At 71.1% G+C, this 17510-nt stretch carries 17 protein-coding genes; 9 read left to right on the top strand and 8 right to left on the bottom strand.

Annotation, left to right across the window (positions count from 1 at the left end; genetic code table 11):
• Positions 1-14: 14 nt before the first annotated feature.
• Positions 15-695: an aspartate/glutamate racemase family protein gene (locus AB0N29_RS07115; RefSeq protein WP_364865277.1), complete on the bottom strand. Its 681-nt coding sequence runs from the start codon at positions 693-695 to the stop codon at positions 15-17.
• A 117-nt stretch (positions 696-812) separates the two neighbouring features.
• Positions 813-1637 (bottom strand): M48 family metallopeptidase, encoded by an 825-nt coding sequence (locus tag AB0N29_RS07110; protein WP_364865275.1) that lies wholly within the window; start codon positions 1635-1637, stop codon positions 813-815.
• A gap of 737 nt (positions 1638-2374) precedes the next feature.
• Between AB0N29_RS07110 and AB0N29_RS07105 the strand changes: the two genes are divergently transcribed.
• Positions 2375-2935: a hypothetical protein gene (locus tag AB0N29_RS07105; RefSeq protein WP_364865273.1), complete on the top strand. Its 561-nt coding sequence runs from the start codon at positions 2375-2377 to the stop codon at positions 2933-2935.
• Positions 2936-3320: 385 nt separating this feature from the next.
• On the opposite strand, the gene AB0N29_RS07100 is transcribed toward AB0N29_RS07105, so the two are convergent.
• From AB0N29_RS07100 to AB0N29_RS07080, 5 genes are all read right to left on the bottom strand, one after another.
• On the bottom strand, positions 3321-3758 hold the full coding sequence (locus AB0N29_RS07100; protein ID WP_364865271.1) for a hypothetical protein: 438 nt from the start codon (positions 3756-3758) through the stop codon (positions 3321-3323).
• Between the two features lie 179 nt (positions 3759-3937).
• Complete coding sequence (locus AB0N29_RS07095) at positions 3938-4171, bottom strand: hypothetical protein (protein WP_364865269.1); 234 nt, start codon at positions 4169-4171, stop codon at positions 3938-3940.
• A gap of 123 nt (positions 4172-4294) precedes the next feature.
• Entirely contained in the window at positions 4295-5491 is a 1197-nt protein-coding gene (locus AB0N29_RS07090) for an FAD-dependent monooxygenase (RefSeq protein ID WP_364865267.1), read from the bottom strand.
• Positions 5492-5586: 95 nt separating this feature from the next.
• Entirely contained in the window at positions 5587-7092 is a 1506-nt protein-coding gene (locus AB0N29_RS07085) for an MFS transporter (RefSeq protein WP_364865265.1), read from the bottom strand.
• A gap of 687 nt (positions 7093-7779) precedes the next feature.
• A complete protein-coding gene (locus tag AB0N29_RS07080) occupies positions 7780-8376 on the bottom strand; it encodes a M15 family metallopeptidase (protein WP_364865263.1) in 597 nt (198 codons plus the stop codon).
• 86 nt (positions 8377-8462) lie between these two features.
• On the opposite strand from AB0N29_RS07080, the gene AB0N29_RS07075 reads away from it, so the two are divergent.
• From AB0N29_RS07075 to AB0N29_RS07065, 3 genes are read left to right on the top strand one after another with little or no spacing between them, the layout of a single operon-like run.
• Positions 8463-9125 carry a response regulator transcription factor gene (locus tag AB0N29_RS07075; protein ID WP_364865261.1) on the top strand — a complete coding sequence of 221 codons (663 nt, stop codon included), beginning with the start codon at positions 8463-8465 and terminating at the stop codon, positions 9123-9125.
• Positions 9118-10233: a HAMP domain-containing sensor histidine kinase gene (locus AB0N29_RS07070; protein ID WP_364865259.1), complete on the top strand. Its 1116-nt coding sequence runs from the start codon at positions 9118-9120 to the stop codon at positions 10231-10233. The genes AB0N29_RS07075 and AB0N29_RS07070 overlap by 8 nt, the downstream gene beginning before the upstream one ends.
• Positions 10234-10286: 53 nt before the next feature.
• Positions 10287-11894, top strand: coding sequence for a trypsin-like serine protease (locus AB0N29_RS07065; RefSeq protein ID WP_364865257.1), 1608 nt, complete (start codon positions 10287-10289; stop codon positions 11892-11894).
• 273 nt (positions 11895-12167) lie between these two features.
• On the opposite strand, the gene AB0N29_RS07060 is transcribed toward AB0N29_RS07065, so the two are convergent.
• On the bottom strand, positions 12168-13193 hold the full coding sequence (locus AB0N29_RS07060) for a LuxR C-terminal-related transcriptional regulator (protein ID WP_364865255.1): 1026 nt from the start codon (positions 13191-13193) through the stop codon (positions 12168-12170).
• 219 nt (positions 13194-13412) lie between these two features.
• Between AB0N29_RS07060 and AB0N29_RS07055 the strand changes: the two genes are divergently transcribed.
• The 5 genes from AB0N29_RS07055 (at position 13413) to AB0N29_RS07035 (ending at position 17490) form a co-directional block, all read left to right on the top strand.
• Positions 13413-14573 carry a glutathione-independent formaldehyde dehydrogenase gene (locus AB0N29_RS07055; protein ID WP_302266585.1) on the top strand — a complete coding sequence of 387 codons (1161 nt, stop codon included), beginning with the start codon at positions 13413-13415 and terminating at the stop codon, positions 14571-14573.
• A 1-nt stretch (position 14574) separates the two neighbouring features.
• On the top strand, positions 14575-15150 hold the full coding sequence (locus tag AB0N29_RS07050) for a type 1 glutamine amidotransferase domain-containing protein (RefSeq protein ID WP_302266584.1): 576 nt from the start codon (positions 14575-14577) through the stop codon (positions 15148-15150).
• Positions 15147-15635, top strand: coding sequence for a hypothetical protein (locus AB0N29_RS07045; protein ID WP_302266583.1), 489 nt, complete (start codon positions 15147-15149; stop codon positions 15633-15635). The genes AB0N29_RS07050 and AB0N29_RS07045 overlap by 4 nt, the downstream gene beginning before the upstream one ends.
• Positions 15632-16807 (top strand): zinc-dependent alcohol dehydrogenase, encoded by a 1176-nt coding sequence (locus AB0N29_RS07040; RefSeq protein ID WP_302266582.1) that lies wholly within the window; start codon positions 15632-15634, stop codon positions 16805-16807. Before AB0N29_RS07045 ends, AB0N29_RS07040 begins: the two co-directional genes overlap by 4 nt.
• A gap of 92 nt (positions 16808-16899) precedes the next feature.
• Positions 16900-17490, top strand: a complete 591-nt coding sequence (locus AB0N29_RS07035) for a DUF1345 domain-containing protein (RefSeq protein ID WP_364865251.1) — start codon at positions 16900-16902, stop codon at positions 17488-17490.
• Positions 17491-17510 lie beyond the last annotated feature (20 nt).

Here is a 17510-nt window from a genome sequence, read left to right as displayed (position 1 = left end):
CGGCGGCGACACGTTCACCGCGACGACGGCGGATGTCCGGCCGGTCCTCGACTCGAGGGGCTCAAGGCGTGCTGCACGGCGAGGACAGGGCTCGCCAGCACAGGCGTCCGGAGATCGCTGAGCGTCGTGGTGGCGCCCATCATGCTCGCTTGGGCCAGGACGACGACGTCCACGCTGTCGGCGATGGAGCGAGCCGCATCCGCGACCTGCCGCAGGTACTCCTCGTCGTCGCCGGCCTCGAAAGCCGCCCACGCGTCCGGCACCCCGACGTCGAGGATCGTCGGAGACACGCCCGCGCGCCGCGCCTCGGCAGCGAGCAGTGCACGGGTCGGCTCGAGCGTGGACTCCAACGCGACGACGACGCCGATACGCGCCCCGGCCCGGACAGCCGCCCGTGCCATCGGTCGGTCCACGCGGAAGACCGGCACAGGCAGACGCCCTCCGAGGCCTTCGGCGACAGGCCCGAGGGTGGAGCAGGTGCAGACGACGACGTCCACATCGTCATCGGCGAGTCGGCGGAGAGCAGCCAGGGTGGCGTCCTCGACGTCCAGGGTGGGGCCGTTCTCGCGCGCCTGGTCGAGGAGATCAGGCGCGACCCGGTGCACGCAGGACGAACTGGCATCGGCATCGCGCACGAGTGCCTCGAAGGTCTCGACATGGACCTGCGCGGTGTGGAGGAATCCGATGCGTGGCATGTGGCCAGTGTCCCAGCGAGCCAGGCACGGTGCCTGTTCGACTCGTTCACCTCGGCATGAGCGCGCCGGCGGCCGTCCGGAGCTCTCAGGCGGAACAGTGGGCTCAGAACAGTGGGCTCAGAGCATCCGACCGTGCACGTCCCACCCCTCCGTCTCGACTCGCTTCAGCGCAGTCAGTCGGCGAAACCCGACCGCGTGGTCGGCGCGGAAGTTCACGAACTTGAGCCAGAACCCGTCACGGTGGTCGGCGACGGAATCGAAGTAGGCATCGAGGTCGACGTGCTCGCTCATGTGCTTCCCGGCGTACAGGCCGACCAGCCCCAGCGCCCCCTCGGGCGCGAGGAAGCTGCCCACGCGGTCAGCGGTGTACTCCTGCGCGCGAGAGACGCTCTGACCGAACTGCAGCAGCCGGGCGACCGGTCGCAGCAAGGCGCGCCACACGCTCACGTGGCCGCACTTGATGTGGCCGAGTTCGTGACCCAGCACGAACTTGATGGTGTCGAACTCTCCCTTGAGGTAGGCGAGGTCCAGCAGGTCGCTGTAGATGACGACGTAGCCGCGGCGCACGCGGCACTTGGTGGCGTAGGCATTCATCACGCCGTTGCCGTTCAGGACGTAGAGCCGGGGCAGTTTGTCCATACCGTGACCGTCGGGCGTCATGCCGAGCCGTGCGCCGAGGTCGGCGAAGACCCCGTGGAGCTCGGGCAGTTGCCGCGCGGTGACCTCGACGCCATTCGAGATCTTCGACCAGTAGAGGTAGCGGATCATCACGGCCGCCAGGAACGTGGGACCGGCCACGACCGCTACCGCGGCGGTGGTCAGCCATCCGGGCTCGTCGCCGCCGGTCAGGCCGATCGCCGCGAAGACGACGAGCACGACGAATGTGGCGGTGCCCGCCACGAGCAGCATCGGGACTTCAGCGCGGTGACGCAGCCGCTTCACCGGTGGCACCTGCTGCGGCTCGACTGTTGCTCGGCTTGCGGTAGCGGTCATGCGGACTCCCGTGATCAACGGTGGACTGGGCCTGGCTCGGGTCGCCGAGCACCCTGTCAGCCCCGGATGAACAGCACGAGCGCCCCGAGGTCTCGATCTCGTAGCCGAGCACTACTCGGACGGGTGGTCTCCGGACCGTGTTTCCGCCCGGACACCGGCAGTTGAGCACGCTGGACCAGGTTTCGCTGGGTGGCAGGCGCCGAGCTCCCACCACGGGGACATCGGCATGAGCGGTCGCTCGAACGCACGCAGCAGATCAGTACGCTGCTTCGGCTTCCGCGAGGCGCGTGGTCAGGCGGTGCTAAGCGAGGTCCGGGTCGAACATGTCGAGAACCGGTCGCGTGCCGTCACGATCGACGTCCCACGGCGCCTACTTCCGGTCTGAAGTCCTGCCAGGTGGGAACGACGTGGCCCGGGGATGTCGTTTTCCCGACCTTCGACCCTCCGTCGATGCGCGACCTCCTCGGAGAGTCTCGATGAGGAGCAGGTCCGCGCGCCCACGACTTGGCGGCGTCTCGCCACGCTTGTCGGGCGGCCGGAACCGGGTTGACTGCGTCGACGATGACCTCGTGCCCGTGCAAGACGGCCGAGACCTCCATCTCGTGGAACACGGCGTAGCTGCTGACATCAGCGGCTTACGTCAACTAGAGGTTGACGCGGATTGTCCGTCAACGTGTGGTTGACGAATGGGAATTCAGCAGATGACCGGGGTGACTCTCGAACGTCTTGTCGCCGCGCTGGAGAGCACCCACGCGGATGTCCGTGACCGGATTCCCGACGCGATGGTGATCGCCGAGCACCTCGATCAGACCGGTGATGAGCTCATCGGACATGTCGTCGCCACGGCCCGCGCACAGGGCGTCAGCTGGTCGGAGATCGGGACTCGTATGGGCGTCTCGAAACAGGCCGCGCAGCAGCGACTCGCCAAGGCTGCCGAGGTGGAGCTCGAACCGCTGAGTCCGGAGCAGGGATTCACCCGGTTCACCATCGAGGCGCGCAACGTCCTCACGGCCGCGCACGAGGCCGCGCGCGGACGACGAGAGCCCTATGTGACGACGTCGCGCATCGCCGTCGCTGCCGGCATCGAGTCGGCTGGCGCGCGGCTGCCCGATCCCGGCGGTGACCCCCAGGACCTAGTGCCTTACGACAACACAGCACAGCAGGCCCTCATGCGTGCGTTCGAGATCGCCATCGCAGACGGCGCCCAGATGGTGGACGTGCCGCATCTGGTCGAAGCTCTCCGATAGTACCGGGCCGCGAAGCGGGACGACCGTGCGGAACGCGGCATGGTCGGGCGTCCCGCGCCGACAGCGGCAGATCCGGTCACTTGGCCCGAAGCGTGCTGGTCGCCGCGCGGGTGGCGCGCTCAGAACTGCCCAAGTCGCCGCGAGGACGGGCACGCGGGGCGTGGTTGCCGGGCGTTCGGGGTGCATCGTCGACAGGCGCCTGCACCCCGACCCCTCCGAACTGACTAGTCGTCGTCTGCGCTCCGAGGGGCGGTCCTGACATCCCGTTCGGACGGGCGGAGATGAGCCCACGCGCCTGCGGTTGCGTTTCGACGTCCCACGCCCGGCGAAGGGAGCGGGTGCGCTTGCTGAGCGTGTCTGAGGTAGGGCTGTCAGAAGCGGATCGTCAGGCGCCGCCCGCTACCGCGACGAAGCGGTACTCGCCGTCCGCGCACTTGAACCAGTCTTCGGGCGTGTCGTCCCCGTTGGCGAAATCCAAGACTTCGCCCGCGACGGTCAGCGTCTCGCCGACCGGCATCTTCACACCGTCCGGCAGCGTCACCACCTCGTTCCGGCCGCCGAATCGAGAGCCACGAGGCACCACTAACCCATAGAGGACACCCTGCTGGTCCGCGGGCTCAAACGCGAAGCAATGCCGCACCTCGTCCACGACCACACGACCGGTGAGCGGCACAGTCCCAGCCGCATTGACCTGCGGCTGGCGGAGCAGAGTCGGAGAGGCAACAACCTCGATCTCCCCAGGGTTGAAGTCGCTGGGGACCTGGCCGTCGCCACAAGCGCCCAGGCCTAGGCAAACCGCCAAACAGGTCATCATGGCTCGCACTGGACCAGTGTCCCCTGGACGGCCGCCACGTCAGACGCGACCGCATCGGGCCGCCCGAGCGGCTCACTTCCTGCCGACGATCGCACCCCCCGTCGCAGCGAGTGAGCGTCCACTCATCGGCATGAGTGTGTCGGGAGCCGTACGCGCTTTCAGGCGAGCGAGCACCGGCTGTTCGATCGCTAGCGCGGGTCGACCGCCAACCAGCGCGCGTTCGGTCGGAGCAGGTACTTGGTGAACTCCCAGAATGCCGCGACTGCGACGACCAGCAGGAAGTTCCAGGGCGAGCGGTCCCGCCACGCGACACTCACGGCAACCCCGGCGATCAATGCGGCGTACACGGACACGTCGCGTCGGCGGAAGAATTCGTACTCCGCCTCCACTCGCCGCACCTCCGCCGCACGGTCCACGCTCACCGCCCGAGCATGACATGGAGCGATCGCCTCTCCCGGCCCGGACAGCGGCGATCCGGATGTCTGCCCACTGTCGGCCCTGTCCGGCTCGAGCGCACCGGGCCCAGCCAGAGCGCGTCAGTAGCATCAGGCGCACGGCGTCGGTTGGGTCGTTGTGGACCGGATGCCTGGTCGAGGCGCTGGCGGGCGTCCAGTGATGGAGGCTCGTCCGTGGTGTCGGACGAGTTGGGGCGTGAGACGTGCTGCGTCTCGCAGTGCGCCGCGTAGCGTGCTGGCTCTCGTGACGCCGTGGGGTGTGGTGACGTATTCGAGAATGCGTGAGGTCGCGTTCTGGCCGGCCTGGACGAACGGACGCACGCGGGCCTCGTAGGCGTCAAAGGCTTCGTGGTGGTCGGTCTGGGTCTGCAGTGCATGGGCAAGGACGGACGCGTCGAGAAGCGAGGCGTGTGCTCCCAGGCCGGACAGCGGGTCGATGCAGTGGGCGGCGTCGCCGATCAGGACGGTGCGTCCGGTGGACCAGGTGGGCATCCGGACCTGGGTGAAGCGGCTGATGAACGGTGTCCCAACGGCGGCGACGGCGTCGGCGACCGCGGTGAGGTCGTGGCCGAGCTCGCGGATGAGTTGCGAGCACCGGGCAGAGAGGTCCCCGGGATCGTGGCGTGCGTCGTCCGGGACCTCCATGGCCGCGAGGGCGAGGGTGGTGCGGGGGTCGGGGTAGGGGTAGATCTGCCAGGCGACGCCATCGCGGCTGGCGATCACAGCGTTGTCGCCCGGTGTGCGGGCCCGGACCTTGAACCAGACATGGGCGAGGCCGTTGCGGTAGAGGTAGGGCTGATCGGGCCCGAACATGAGGCGTCGAACGGTGGAGCCGATGCCGTCGGCGCCGACGACGAGGTCGTAGGAATCCCGTGAGCCGTCATCGAAGGTGGCTGCCACGCCCGTGGCGGTGTGGCTCAGCGCCGAGACCCGCCGGCCGATCTTCCTGATCACCGTGTCCGGGATCATCTCCCTGACACCTGCGACCAACTGGTGGCGTACGGCGAGGCGCATGTCGCCGCTGGAGAACGAGGTGCGCCGGACCTCGTCCTTGCCCCAGCGCATGGACACGCGAGGGCTGGGGGCGCTGAACCGGTCGACAAGGTGGTCGGCGCCTATGGCCGACAACATGGTCTGGGCGGCCTCGTCGAGCTGGAGCAGGAAGCTCTCTGGGATGCTCGCGGTGGGGTCGACGGCGGTGACCCGCCAGCCTGTGCCCTCGAGGTGCCAGGCGGCGGCGCTACCAGCCAGACCGGCGCCGACGATGAGGACGGATCCGGGTCTCATGTGTTCCTCCGTGTGGGTAGGGGACCGACCGAGGGTCGGGTCTGTGGCGGCCTGGGCGGTGGCCGAGGGCGGTGGGTGGAAGCCCGGGAGTGGGGTCAGTGCTGCTGGGTGACGTCCACGTCGCGCGGGGTGAGGAGGTAGACCAGCGCGGCGACGGCGAACAGCGTGAGGCCGCCGATCATGCTGGTGACCTCCAGCGCGTGGGTGAACTCGACGGCGGCGGCCTGGGCGATCGCGGGCTGACCCAGCTCCCCGGCGATGGCGACGGCGTTGCCGACCGACTCGCCTACGGCGCCGGCAAGCTCCTGCTGAAGACCGCCGAGCACGTGGTCCCCCTCGAGGCCGGCGCGGTAGAGCAGAGCCGCAACGCTGCCCAGGATGGCGACACCTAGGACGTTGCCGAAGTCGTAGGCGACCTCCTCGATGGCCGCGGCGTTGCCGGCGCGGTCCTCGGGGGTGCCGGACATGATCATCGCCGAGCCCAGCGCGAGAGCTCCGGTGCCGGCGCCGACCATCACCAGTGCCACCAGGACCGTCGGGTAGTGCAGCTCGCGTGGAGCGGCACAGATGAGCACCATCCCGGCCGCGCCGAGGGCAAGTGAGCCTGCAAGGACGTTGCGCGCGCCGAGCTTCGACGCCAGCCACGGCGAGATGCCGGCTGCGACAGCGCCCGCGAGCGCCGATGGGACCAGGCGTACGCCGGCCTCGATCGGGCTGTAGCCCTCGACGAGCTGCATCCACTGCGCCAGGAGGAGCATGGCTGCGGCCAGCGCGAGCACCGCTCCGAGGGCTGCGACTACCCCGGCGGTGAACTGCGGGCGCTTGAACAGGCGCAGGTCGAGAAAGGGGTGCTCGTTGGCGAGGCAGCGACGGACGAACAGGGTCAGCAGAGCCATGCCGACTGCGAGGGCGGCCCAGCTCTCACCGACGAGAATGCTCTGCTCCTTCGCGAAGTGCTTGAGCGACCAGACGAGGGCCACCATCCCGACGAGCGACTGCAGTGCCGCGACGACGTCCCACGCCCCTGGTCGGGCACTCCGCGCCTCCGGGAGCATCAGCAGGGCAGCGAGGAGCGCGACGACCATCAGCGGGACGTTGACCAGGAATGCTGAGCGCCACGAGAACGCCTCGAGCAGCGCGCCGCCCACGAGCGGGCCGATGGCCGCCCCGATGCCGGCCACGGATGCCCACAGCGCGAGGGCGGTAGCCCTCTCCTTGGGGTCCTGGAAGACGGTGCGCAGCATCGACAGCGTGGTGGGCATGATCATCGCCGCACCGAGTCCGAGCACTGAGCGGATCGCAATGACTGCCTCGGCGGAGTCCGCGGACGAGGCGAGCGCCGAGGCTGCACCGAACACGCCGTAGCCGGCCATCAGCATCTTCCTGCGGCCCCACCGGTCGCCGATGGCACTCACCGACACGAGCACGCCGGCAAGCACGAGTGAATAGCTGTCGACGATCCACAGCAGTTGGGTGGAAGACGGCCGGAGATCCTCAGCGAGGTCGGGGATGGCGATGTTGAGGACGGTCAGATCCATCACGATGACGAGCAGGCTCAACGACAGCACGCCCGCGGCAGTCCATCGCTGGGCACGTGACATCCGTCCCACCTCCGGGGCGAGATTCTGCGGGGACTCGTCTGCGGGGCGACGGGGCTGGTCGGGTCGCGTCGTCATCTTCCGTGCTCACGGTCGAGGTCGAAGAGGGACGTCAGGCCGCGCTGGAGCGTCACGACGGACGGTGCCTCGCCGGTCCAGGGCCGCCTGCAACGTCGCACCGCTGATCGAGGGCTGCGTAGTGGGGCCCAACGGCACCCCCGCGCCTGCTGCCACCTTCCGGTGCGACAACCCAGCGCTTCCGAACTCGGGCACCAGCTCAGCCGCCTCGACCACGGACTCCCGCCTGCGACGCGCCGGGTCTCGGCCCGCCGCTCTGCGTCCTCGCTCATCACGGCCTCCTTTCTGTACATCTGTACATGTACAAGCGTACAGCAAGTCTTCGAAGCTCCGAAGTCGGCGGTGTCCAGGGGCCGCCAGCCGACAGCCGTTCGGACTACGGCATCTGCGTCCGCTTCCGCGCGCGTCGACTACCGGCGGCACAGGCGTTCCACGCCGGCGGGGCCCAGCAGGCGCTGGTCCATCCGTTGGGGCAACGGACGACCCGCGCCGCGACGCGACGCGACGAGGAGATGTCTGGGGACTCGGTCGTGGGTCTCGCACCGACGAGGCTGCAGCCCTGGTCGAGGGTGCGGAGGGCGGCGCCGTGGACCCGTGCCCGCGGGCTGCCCCTCACCGGGGCGACGGGCACGCCCCTCCGGGCCTGGTGGCCAGCTCGTAGTGCCAGATCTCGTTCGAGTAGGTCTGGCAGAGGCCGTAGGCGCTGCCGTGCTGGCTGAGCCAGTACGCCGCGTCCGTCGGACCGACGTCGACGGCGTCACCGCTCGTGTGGGACGAGCCGTCGGGGGTCTCCACCCAGTGGAGGGCCTCCTCGCGGCTCCCGTACTTCTGGATCGCCGCGTCGAGGAGGTGCTGCTGGTAGGCGCGGCTGCGCCACCCGCTGGAGACCTGGAGTGCGATGCCGTCCTCCGTCGCGCCGACGGCGGCGCGGTTCAAGGCGTCGTAGAGGTCAGGGTCGAGCCGGTCCAGGGCGACGTGGTCCGCGTCCGGCGCGATCAACCCCTCCACCCGACCGTCCCCGCTCCCGGGCCGGTCGCCGACGCCCGGCACGGGGACCCCCGTCACGTGCGCCTCGGCGAGGAGCGCCCTCCGGGCCGGTGCCGCGTGGTCGGCGAGCGCCAGGTAGGCGAGACCGACCGCGGTCACGCAGACGAGCAGCACGAAAGCGGTCAGGCGACCGCGCGGGACTGGGGAAGCCGGGGGTGTCATGCCACCATCCCAGGGACCGCCGCGTTGCGAGAGCGTCTGCGCTACGCGATACACCGGCGATACGTGGGGCCGCCTAGCCTCGCACCATGCGGGTGCTGGTGGTCGAGGACGAGCCGTACATGGCGGACGCGATCCGCGCGGGACTCGGCCTGGAGGCCATCGCGGCCGACGTCGCGCTCACCGCGGCCGCGGCGTTCGACCTGTTGACGGTGAACGAGTACGACGCCGTCGTCCTCGATCGGGACCTCCCGGACCTGCCGGGTGACGAGGTGGCCAGGCACCTCGTGGACCACCACTCGGCGGCCCGGATCATCATGGTCACCGCGGCCGACCGCCTGGACGACAAGGAGTCGGGGTTCGCGCTCGGGGTCGACGACTACCTGGCGAAGCCGTTCGCGCTGCGGGAGCTGGTCCTCCGGCTGCGCGCCCTCAGCCGGCGCCCCGACGCCGCCCGCCCGCCGACGCTCGCGGGAGCGGGGGTCCGGCTCGACCCCTTCCGCCGTGAGGTCTACCGCGACGACCGGTACGTCGCGCTGACTCGCAAGCAGTTCGCCGTGCTGCAGGTGCTGATGGCAGCCGACGGCGGCGTCGTCAGCGCCGAGGACCTCCTCGAGCGTGCCTGGGACGAGAACGCGGACCCCTTCACGAACGCCGTGCGCATCACCATCTCCACGCTGCGCAAGCGGCTCGGTGCGCCTGCGGTCATCCACACCGTCGCGGGCGTCGGGTACCGGTTCGGCGATGCTTGACGGTCCGGTACGTCGTCGGAGGCGGGGCCTGAGCGTGCGGCTGCGGCTGACGCTCAGCTACGCCGGGTTCCTGGTCGCTGCCGGTGCGCTCGTGACGGGTGTCCTCTTCTCGGTGCTGAGGTTCGTGCCGGACGACGAGAACCTCGTCGTGGCCGATGACGGCCGCTTCGTCCCGGACCGCTCCGACCTGCTCGGCGAGGCCGTCCCGGTGGCCCTCGCCGGTCTCGCCATGCTGGCCGTCGTCGGGCTGCTGGGTGGCTGGATCCTCGCCGGCCGGATGCTGCGGCCGCTCAAGGAGCTCACCGACGCCGCAGCCGCGGTCTCGACGGGCTCGCTCGACCACCGGGTCGATCTGGCCGGACCCGACGACGAGTTCCGGCGGCTGGCCGACCAGTTCGACCGGATGCTCGACCAGCTCCAGCACTCGTTCGAGGAGCAGCGACGCTTCACCCACCACGCCTCGCACGAGCTGCGAACGCCGCTCGCGGTCACCAAGACCATGCTCGAGGTCGCGCTGATGGACCCGGACGGGTCCGGGCGGGACGAGCTGCTCGCTCGACTGGTCGAGATGAACGACCGGTCCATCCAGATCCTCGAGTCGCTCTTCCGGCTCGCCCGCCTCGAACGGATGGACCTCGAGACCGAGCCGGTCGACCTCGCCGAGGTGGCGGCGGAGGCCGGCCGGCAGACCAGGACGGACCCGGCCGCGACCGACCAGGAGGTCCGGGTCGTCTGGGACCTCGACGCGGCCCCGACGCGCGGCAACCGGGCGATGCTGGTGCAGCTGGCGGTCAACCTGCTGCAGAACGCCGTGGCCCACAACGACGTACCGGCACCGACGGTGTGGGTGCGGACGGGCGTCGACCGCGCCGGCGTCAGCGCGCTCGTCGTCGAGAACACGGGTGCCGTCCTGGACGAGGCAGCCGTCGCGACCTTCACCGAGCCGTTCGTCACCGGACGAGCGCCCAGCCACAGCGCCCGATGGGCCACCGGCAGCGGGCTCGGCCTCGCGATCGTCGCGTCGATCGTGCGGGTGCACGGCGCCCGGTTGGACCTCCAGCCGCGGGACGGCGGCGGCCTGCGGGTGGTCGTCGCAGCCGGGGCCTGACGCCACCGGTCGACCATACGCTCACGAGACATCCCGATCCCTACGGTCGCAGCATGATCATGACCAGCCTCGCGCGGCGCGCCTGTCCCGCAGCCCTGCTCGCCTGCGCAGCCCTCCTCGTCCTCGTCGGGCTCGCGGCCCCCTCCTCCCAAGCCATCGTCGACGGACACCGGGCGGCGGACGTGGCGCCGTACGAGGGCTCCTTCCAGCGCGTCGACTCGCCCCGCCGGGACAACCACGTCTGCGGCGCGACCCTGATCGCACCTCGCTGGGCGATCACCGCCGGGCACTGCACCGGCCTGGTCGAGACCGGGCCCAGCCTCCGGGGGACCGGCGCGGTCAAGATCGCGCTGACGGGTTCCCCGGTCGGCTGGTGGGTGAGGTTCGGCTCCCGGAAGGTCGGTTCCGGCGGCCGCATCGTCGGCGTCCAGCAGTTCGTCCGCGCCTCCCGCACGATCTCCCCGGACGGTGACTTCGCGCTCCTCAAGCTCCGGCGTGCCCTCCCCGTCGAGCCGGTGCCGCTGGCGACCCGCCGGCCGACCCCCGGCACCCGCGCCCTCCTCCGCGGGTGGGGTTACACCGGGCGCGGTGGGCTGCGCGACTACGAGTCGACCCGCAGCTACCCCCGGGCCCTCCGCACGGCCACGACCCGGATCGCGCCCCGTGCCGTGTGCGGCCTGACCAAGGGGCAGCTCGCGCTGTGCGTCGGGCACGACGACGTCGGACCGGACAACATGGACTCCGGCGGGCCCGTCTTCGTCACCGAGGGCGGTCGGACGGTGCTGGCCGGCACCGTCAACGGCGGCAACTACGTCAGCGGCCTGCGGCCCTCGGTCTACACCGACCTCAGCGCCCACCGACGCTGGATCCGCAGCTACGTCTCCGGCCGCCGGACCATCCCGACGACACCCCGCCCCACCACTCCGGGGATCGCGGGCTCCGGCAGCCTGGCGTCCAGCGGTTGCGCCGCCTCGGTCGTCCGCGTCGCGGCGAGCCGCAGCACCAACCGGGCGATGGTCCTCACCAACGGCCACTGCGTCGACCCGCGCCCGGCTCCCGGCGACGCCGTGCTCGACCGACCCGCGCGCCACCTCGTCACCCTCCTCGGCCCCGACAGCAACCCCGTGGCCCGCGCGACGACCACGCGCCTGATCTACGCGACCATGACCGGCACCGACGCGGCGGTCTACCGGCTGCGCGAGACCTACGCGCAGCTGCGTCGGCTCGGGGTGCCCGCGCACCCGCTCGCCGTGAGCGGCCCGGCGCCGGGCGACGAGCTCGTGATGCACGCCGGCTCGTTCCAGACGACGTACGCCTGCACCGTGGGCGCCGTCGTCCCGACCGTGCGGGAGACGGGCTGGACCCAGCGGGACGTGGTCCGCTACCGCGCGACCCGCTCGTGCCGGACCCAGGCAGGTCTCTCCGGAGCCGCCCTCATCGACCCGCGGACCGGCCAGGTGGTCGCCGTCCACAACAGCCACGTCGCCGGTGACGGCGAGCCCTGCAGCGAGGACAACCCCTGCGAGGTCGGGAGCGACGGGGCCGTCACCTCGGTCCGCGGGCGCGGCTACGCCCAGCAGGTGACCGCGCTCACGCCCTGCCTCGTCGCGGGCTCGGCGTTCGACGCCGGCGCGCCCGGGTGCACGCTCGGGCAGTGGTAGGGGAACGCGCGGGCCGGTGACCTGTCTCCGCTGCCACAGACCCCGGTCCCGCCTTGCTCGACGCCCACCCTCGGTCGAGATCGTGACGTCGACGCGCGAGTCACCGGAGACCTCCGGTCTTGTGGACGGTCCCGGCCGTTCTCGCCGGCACCACCGGGCGGATGCCGTGCAGCACCCTTCGACGGACCGGTGGTGGGCGCGGCGCTCCGGCTGCCTTCCGCGAGCCTGCGCCCGTCCTCGAGCCGCTGAGCGTGCGTCGGCCTCCCTGGCGACTCAGTTCACGAGGTGCCCGGCCCACCGCACCGGAGCAGGAGGCACATAGAGGCCTTCGCGTTCTGCGCGGACGGCGGCGAGCGTTCTGGTGGCCGCACCGAGCTTCGCGAGGATGTGCTCGAGGTGCGTCGCCACCGTCCGTGGTGCCACGACCAGCGCTCGAGCGATCTGCTGGTTGGAACACCCGCCGACGAGCAGGCCCAGGACCTCCAGCTCGCGTGGTGTCAGTCCGCGGTGGTCGCCCGCGGGGGAGAGCAGCACCGTCCCGACGAACCCAGTCGAGGGCCGCTCGCCGCTCGCCAGGACGCTGACGCGCACGTGTCCGTCGGGCGGGCGACGCCCTCCGCTCGGCCAGAGGAACGAGGTGAAGGGGTGGTCCGCCCTCAGGAAGGAGCAGGCGACCTCCAGGAGCGCAGATCCCTCGACGAGGAGGGCGTCGCCGCCGAGGCCGGGCAGCGGCCGGGTCGTCCCGTCGCCGCACAGGACCACACCGGCAGCCGCGGCCCGCACGACGCGTGCCGCCACGGCCAGCGAGCGCAAGGGGTCGATGCCTCGGGTCAGGACCGGTGCCAGCCGGTGGAGTCGACGCCGGGTGGCCTCCGACGGCGCCTGCCCACTGCAGGAGAGCAGGAGGAGGGCGCCGACGTGGCGACCGCCCCTCTCGTCCAGGGGCATCCCGAGGGACTCACGAAAGCCGGCCGGGAGGGGGTGCGCGGCCCAGGTCGGCAGCTCGTCGACCGGGTACGGCAGGTCGGAGGGGCTCGCCGGGGGGCGGGCGCGGTCGGTCTGGGTCGCCTCGATGTCGTGGCTCACGCCGGGTCCGCTGAGGTACTGCAGCGTCCCGGCATCGAGATCGGTGCTGGCCACGGGGGTGTACCCGCGTCCCATCGGCTCGGCCAGGGCCAGCCAGGCGGCGTCGAACGGGACGACCCGGCGGAGCGTCTCCAGCATCTCGTGCCCACGCTCGTCGAGCGGACGGGCAGAGTCCGCGATCGCGGCCAGCTCCAGGGTGCGCGTCCGATCCATCGACAGCCTCCGCCGGGCAGCTCGCCTCGAGCGGAGGGTGGCTTCCCGTACACCGCGGCTGCTGCGTCCTCCGCAGCCGTTTCCCCTCCTCTCCGGCGGTCATACCCGTCAGCCGGATCGGCATGTCTGCCGATGCCCTACCCCGCCGTCCTGGGGGTGCAATGGCCATCTGACCGATCGCACGCGAGGTGGTGGGACCACCAGGACGAGGGAGGCAGCATGAAGGCAGTGGTCTACGAAGGACCGCGGGAGGTGAGCGTCAAGGACGTCCCGGACGCGCGGATCGAGCGGCCGACCGACGTCCTGGTCCGGATCACCTCGGCGAACATCTGCGGTTCCGACCTCCACATGTACGAGGGCCGGACCGACTTCGAGCCCGGCCGCTCGTTCGGCCACGAGAACCTGGGCGAGGTGGTCGAGGTCGGCGACGGGGTCGACAAGGTGCAGGTGGGGGAGTACGTCGTCCTGCCTTTCAACATCGCGTGCGGACACTGCAAGAACTGCGAGCGTCAGCTCACGAACTACTGCCTGACCGCCCAGCCGGACCCGAAGATGGCCGGCGCGGCGTACGGCTTCGCCGACATGGGGCCGTACGGCGGGGGCCAGGCCGAGCTGCTGCGCGTGCCCTGGGGTGACTTCAACTGCCTGCGGCTGGGCGAGGACGCCGAGGAGCGCCAGACCGACTACGTGATGCTCGCCGACATCTTCCCGACCGGCTACCACGCGACCGAGATGGCCGGCGTGAAGCCCGGCGACCAGACGGTCATCTACGGGGCCGGGCCGGTCGGGCTGATGGCCGCGCTGTCAGCGACCATCAAGGGCGCGAGCAAGGTGATGGTCGTCGACCGGCACCCGGACCGGCTCCGCTTGGCGGAGTCCATCGGCGCGATCGCGATCGACGACTCGAAGGTCGACCCGGTGGAGGCCGTTCTCGAGCAGACCATGGGGCTGGGGGCCGACAACGGCTGTGAGTGTGTCGGGTACCAGGCGCACGAGCCGACCGGTGACGAGCAGCCCAACCTGACGATGAACCGGTTGGTCGCCTCCGTGCGGTTCACCGGGAGGATCGGGTGCGTCGGCGTCTTCGTGCCCCAGGACCCCGGCGCGAGCGACGAGCTGGCGAAGCAGGGCAAGCTCGCCTTCGACTACGGCATGTTCTGGTTCAAGGGCCAGCACATCGGCAGCGGCCAGGCACCGGTCAAGAAGTACAACCGGCAACTGCGCGACCTGGTCGCGGGCGGCAAGGCCGAGCCGTCGTTCATCGTGAGCCACGAGCTGCCCCTCGACCGGGCGCCGGAGGCCTACGAGCACTTCGACAACCGCGACGAGGGCTGGACCAAGGTGGTCCTGCACCCCAACGGCGTCGGGGCGGGAGCCTGAGATGGCCGGGGAGCTGGACGGACGTCGGGTGGCCATCCTCGCCGCCGACGGTGTGGAGCGGGTCGAGCTGGAGCAGCCGCGACAGGCGCTGGACGACGCCGGCGCCCGGACCGTGCTGGTCTCGATCAGCAGCGGGGAGATCCAGGCGCGCAACAACGACCTCGAGGATGCCGGCACCTTCTCCGTCGACCAGACGGTGGGCGAGGCGTCGCTGGACGACTACGACGCGCTGCTCCTGCCGGGTGGGACGGTGAACCCCGACAAGCTGCGGATGGAGCCTGCCGCCGTCGACCTCGTCCGGGACTTCGTGCAGTCCGGCAAGCCGGTCGCCTCGATCTGCCACGGTCCGTGGAACTTCGTCGAGGCCGACGTCGCGCGAGGTCGCCGGCTGACCTCCTGGCCGAGCGTGCGCACCGACCTGCGCAACGCGGGGGCCGAGGTGGTCGACGAGGAAGTCGTGACCGACGGCAACATCACCACGAGCCGGTCGCCGGACGACCTGCCGGCGTTCTGCGAGCGGATCGTGCAGGAGTTCGCCAAGGCGTCGGAGTCCGCGGGCGCGGGAAGTGGCTCATGACGAGCGCGACGACGAACGGCGCCTCCCTCGCGGCTCGTGTCGGAGGGATCCTGGTCCGTCAGGTGCGGTCCGCCATGGACCCGATCGCTGCCCGGGCCGCCGGGCCCGGTCACGCAGCGTCCGGGTGGCTGGCGGTGACGGTCCTCTGCGAGCCGTCGGACATCGACGAGACCGCGCTGCCCGTGCCGCTCGCCGAGCTCGCCGACCGGATCGAGGTCCGCGTCCGTCCGGCCCCCGCCGGCAAGGGCACGGAGCTGGCGGCCCGGCTGCGCGAGGGCTCGGGGTCGGGCACCGCGCCCCAGCGGCTGAGCGGCAGCGACCCCGAGGCCGACCTCCGGTCGGCCCTGCGTCAGGCCAAGCAGCTCATCGAGGTCGGGGAGGTGCTCGCGGTGGACCCCGCCCCCCACGGGGAGCGGACGCCGACACCCGGCGGTGCGCTGCTGGAGGCGTGGACGCAGGCGGCGCCCAAGGGTGGTGTCCGATGAAGGCGGTGACGTGGCGCGGGGTCAACGAGATCGGCGTCGAGGACGTCCCGGAGCCGACGATCCTCAACGACCACGACATCATCCTCGAGGTGGGACTGAGTGCCACCTGCGGATCGGACCTGCACCTGGTCGGGGGCTACATCCCGGCCATGCGGGCGGGCGACGTGCTCGGGCACGAGTTCATGGGCACGGTGGCCGCGGTCGGCTCCGGCGTGACGAAGCACCAGGTGGGCGACCGGGTGGTGGTGGTCTCGTTCACGAGCTGCGGGCAGTGCTGGTACTGCCGCCAGGGATTGTTCTCGCTGTGCGACAACGGCAATCCCAATCCTGGCATCACCGAGGCCTTGTGGGGTCAGGCCATCGGCGGGTGCTACGGCTACTCCCACGCGATGGGCGGCTGGGCAGGGAGCCACGCCACCTACATCCGGGTGCCGTACGCCGACCAGGGGGCCTTCGCCATCCCCGACGGCGTCTCCGACGAGCGGGCGTTGTTCGCCTCCGACGCGGCGCCCACCGGATGGACCGGGGCGCACCAGGCAGAGGTCCGACCAGGCGACGTGGTGGCGGTGTGGGGTGCCGGCGGCGTCGGCCAGATGGCCGCACGCGCGGCGATGATCATGGGTGCCGAGCGAGTCGTCGTCATCGATCGGTACGACAACCGGCTCGAGCAGGTCCGCACCCACGTCGGGGCGGAGACCCTGGACTACGAGCAGGTCGACGTGCCCGGCGAGCTGCGGGAGATGACAGGCGGCCGAGGACCTGACGTCTGCATCGAGGCGGTCGGCATGGAGGCCCACTCCCCAGGGCCGCAGCACCTCTACGACCAGGTGAAGCAGCAGATGCGGCTGCAGACCGACCGACCCACGGCCGTCCGCGAGGCCATCTACGCCTGCCGCAAGGGAGGGACGGTGTTCACCCTCGGTGTGTTCGCCGGCCTGGTCGACAAGTTCCCGCTCGGCGCCGTGATGAACAAGGGGCTCACCCTGCGCGGCGCCCAGCAGCACGGACACCGCTACATCCCGGAGATCCTCGAGCACATGAGCCGTGACGAGGTGCGGACCGAGCACCTGGCGACCCACGTGATGCCGCTCGATGACGGTCCGCGGGGCTACCGGATGTTCAAGGAGAAGGAGGACGGGTGCGTCCGCGCGGTGTTCCGGCCGGGCGCCTGAGCAGCCGGGCGGCGTCCACGACGTCCGGGGAAGACGCGGGCCCGGGCCCGGGTCGACTGCTGTCGGCTCGCCGAGCGCTGGTCAGCCTGGCGGTGGGCGTCGTCGCCGGCGTCGGCGTCGGACTGGGCGCGAACCCCCAGCTGGCGCCGCTGGTCACCTGGACGGTCACCGTCGCCGTCCTCCTCACCTGGGTATGGCGCAGGAGCTGGCCGCAGGACGCGGCAGGGACGGAGCACCTCGCCGAGCAGGAGAGCAGGACCCGGTCGACCGACGTCTGGCTGCTCGCGGCGGCCGTCGCGAGCCTCGGCGTCGTCGCGCTGGCGCTGGTGCAGTCCAGTGGCCAGCGCAACGCGACGGCCGTGGCGTCGGTGCTGCTCAGCGTCCTCAGCGTCGCGTTGTCGTGGACCCTGGTGAACACCGTGTACGCCTTCAAGTACGCGCGGCTGTACTACGTCGACGAGCCCGACGCGGGTGGGATCGACTTCAAGCAGGAGGCTCCTCCGGCCTACAGCGACTTCGCGTACCTGGCGTTCACGGTGGGGATGTCGTTCGCCGTCGCCGAGACCGAGCCGACGTCGACCCGCACGAGGAAGGTCGCGCTGGGCCACGCCCTTCTCTCCTACGCCTTCGGCACCGGCGTGCTGGCGGTGGCCATCAACCTCGTGACGAACCTCGGCCAGTGAGCGGCGGAGCGACGACCCGG

Source organism: Nocardioides sp. NPDC092400 (assembly GCF_040684155.1).
In the GTDB taxonomy this organism is placed as follows: domain Bacteria; phylum Actinomycetota; class Actinomycetes; order Propionibacteriales; family Nocardioidaceae; genus Nocardioides.
The sequence above is the reverse complement of the archived record's forward strand: the minus strand, read 5'-3'. Positions and strand labels throughout refer to the sequence as shown.

Excerpts from the sequence above, each read along its gene's own strand:
- AB0N29_RS07070 (WP_364865259.1), top strand. The coding sequence starts at position 9,118 with ATGCTTGACGGTCCGGTACGTCGTCGGAGGCGGGGCCTGAGCGTGCGG.
- AB0N29_RS07060 (WP_364865255.1), bottom strand. The coding sequence starts at position 13,193 with ATGGATCGGACGCGCACCCTGGAGCTGGCCGCGATCGCGGACTCTGCC.
- AB0N29_RS07045 (WP_302266583.1), top strand. The coding sequence starts at position 15,147 with ATGACGAGCGCGACGACGAACGGCGCCTCCCTCGCGGCTCGTGTCGGA.
- AB0N29_RS07090 (WP_364865267.1), bottom strand. The coding sequence starts at position 5,491 with ATGAGACCCGGATCCGTCCTCATCGTCGGCGCCGGTCTGGCTGGTAGC.
- AB0N29_RS07085 (WP_364865265.1), bottom strand. The coding sequence starts at position 7,092 with ATGTCACGTGCCCAGCGATGGACTGCCGCGGGCGTGCTGTCGTTGAGC.
- AB0N29_RS07065 (WP_364865257.1), top strand. The coding sequence starts at position 10,287 with ATGATCATGACCAGCCTCGCGCGGCGCGCCTGTCCCGCAGCCCTGCTC.
- AB0N29_RS07080 (WP_364865263.1), bottom strand. The coding sequence starts at position 8,376 with ATGACACCCCCGGCTTCCCCAGTCCCGCGCGGTCGCCTGACCGCTTTC.
- AB0N29_RS07105 (WP_364865273.1), top strand. The coding sequence starts at position 2,375 with ATGGGAATTCAGCAGATGACCGGGGTGACTCTCGAACGTCTTGTCGCC.
- AB0N29_RS07055 (WP_302266585.1), top strand. The coding sequence starts at position 13,413 with ATGAAGGCAGTGGTCTACGAAGGACCGCGGGAGGTGAGCGTCAAGGAC.
- AB0N29_RS07115 (WP_364865277.1), bottom strand. The coding sequence starts at position 695 with ATGCCACGCATCGGATTCCTCCACACCGCGCAGGTCCATGTCGAGACC.
- AB0N29_RS07075 (WP_364865261.1), top strand. The coding sequence starts at position 8,463 with ATGCGGGTGCTGGTGGTCGAGGACGAGCCGTACATGGCGGACGCGATC.
- AB0N29_RS07040 (WP_302266582.1), top strand. The coding sequence starts at position 15,632 with ATGAAGGCGGTGACGTGGCGCGGGGTCAACGAGATCGGCGTCGAGGAC.
- AB0N29_RS07050 (WP_302266584.1), top strand. The coding sequence starts at position 14,575 with ATGGCCGGGGAGCTGGACGGACGTCGGGTGGCCATCCTCGCCGCCGAC.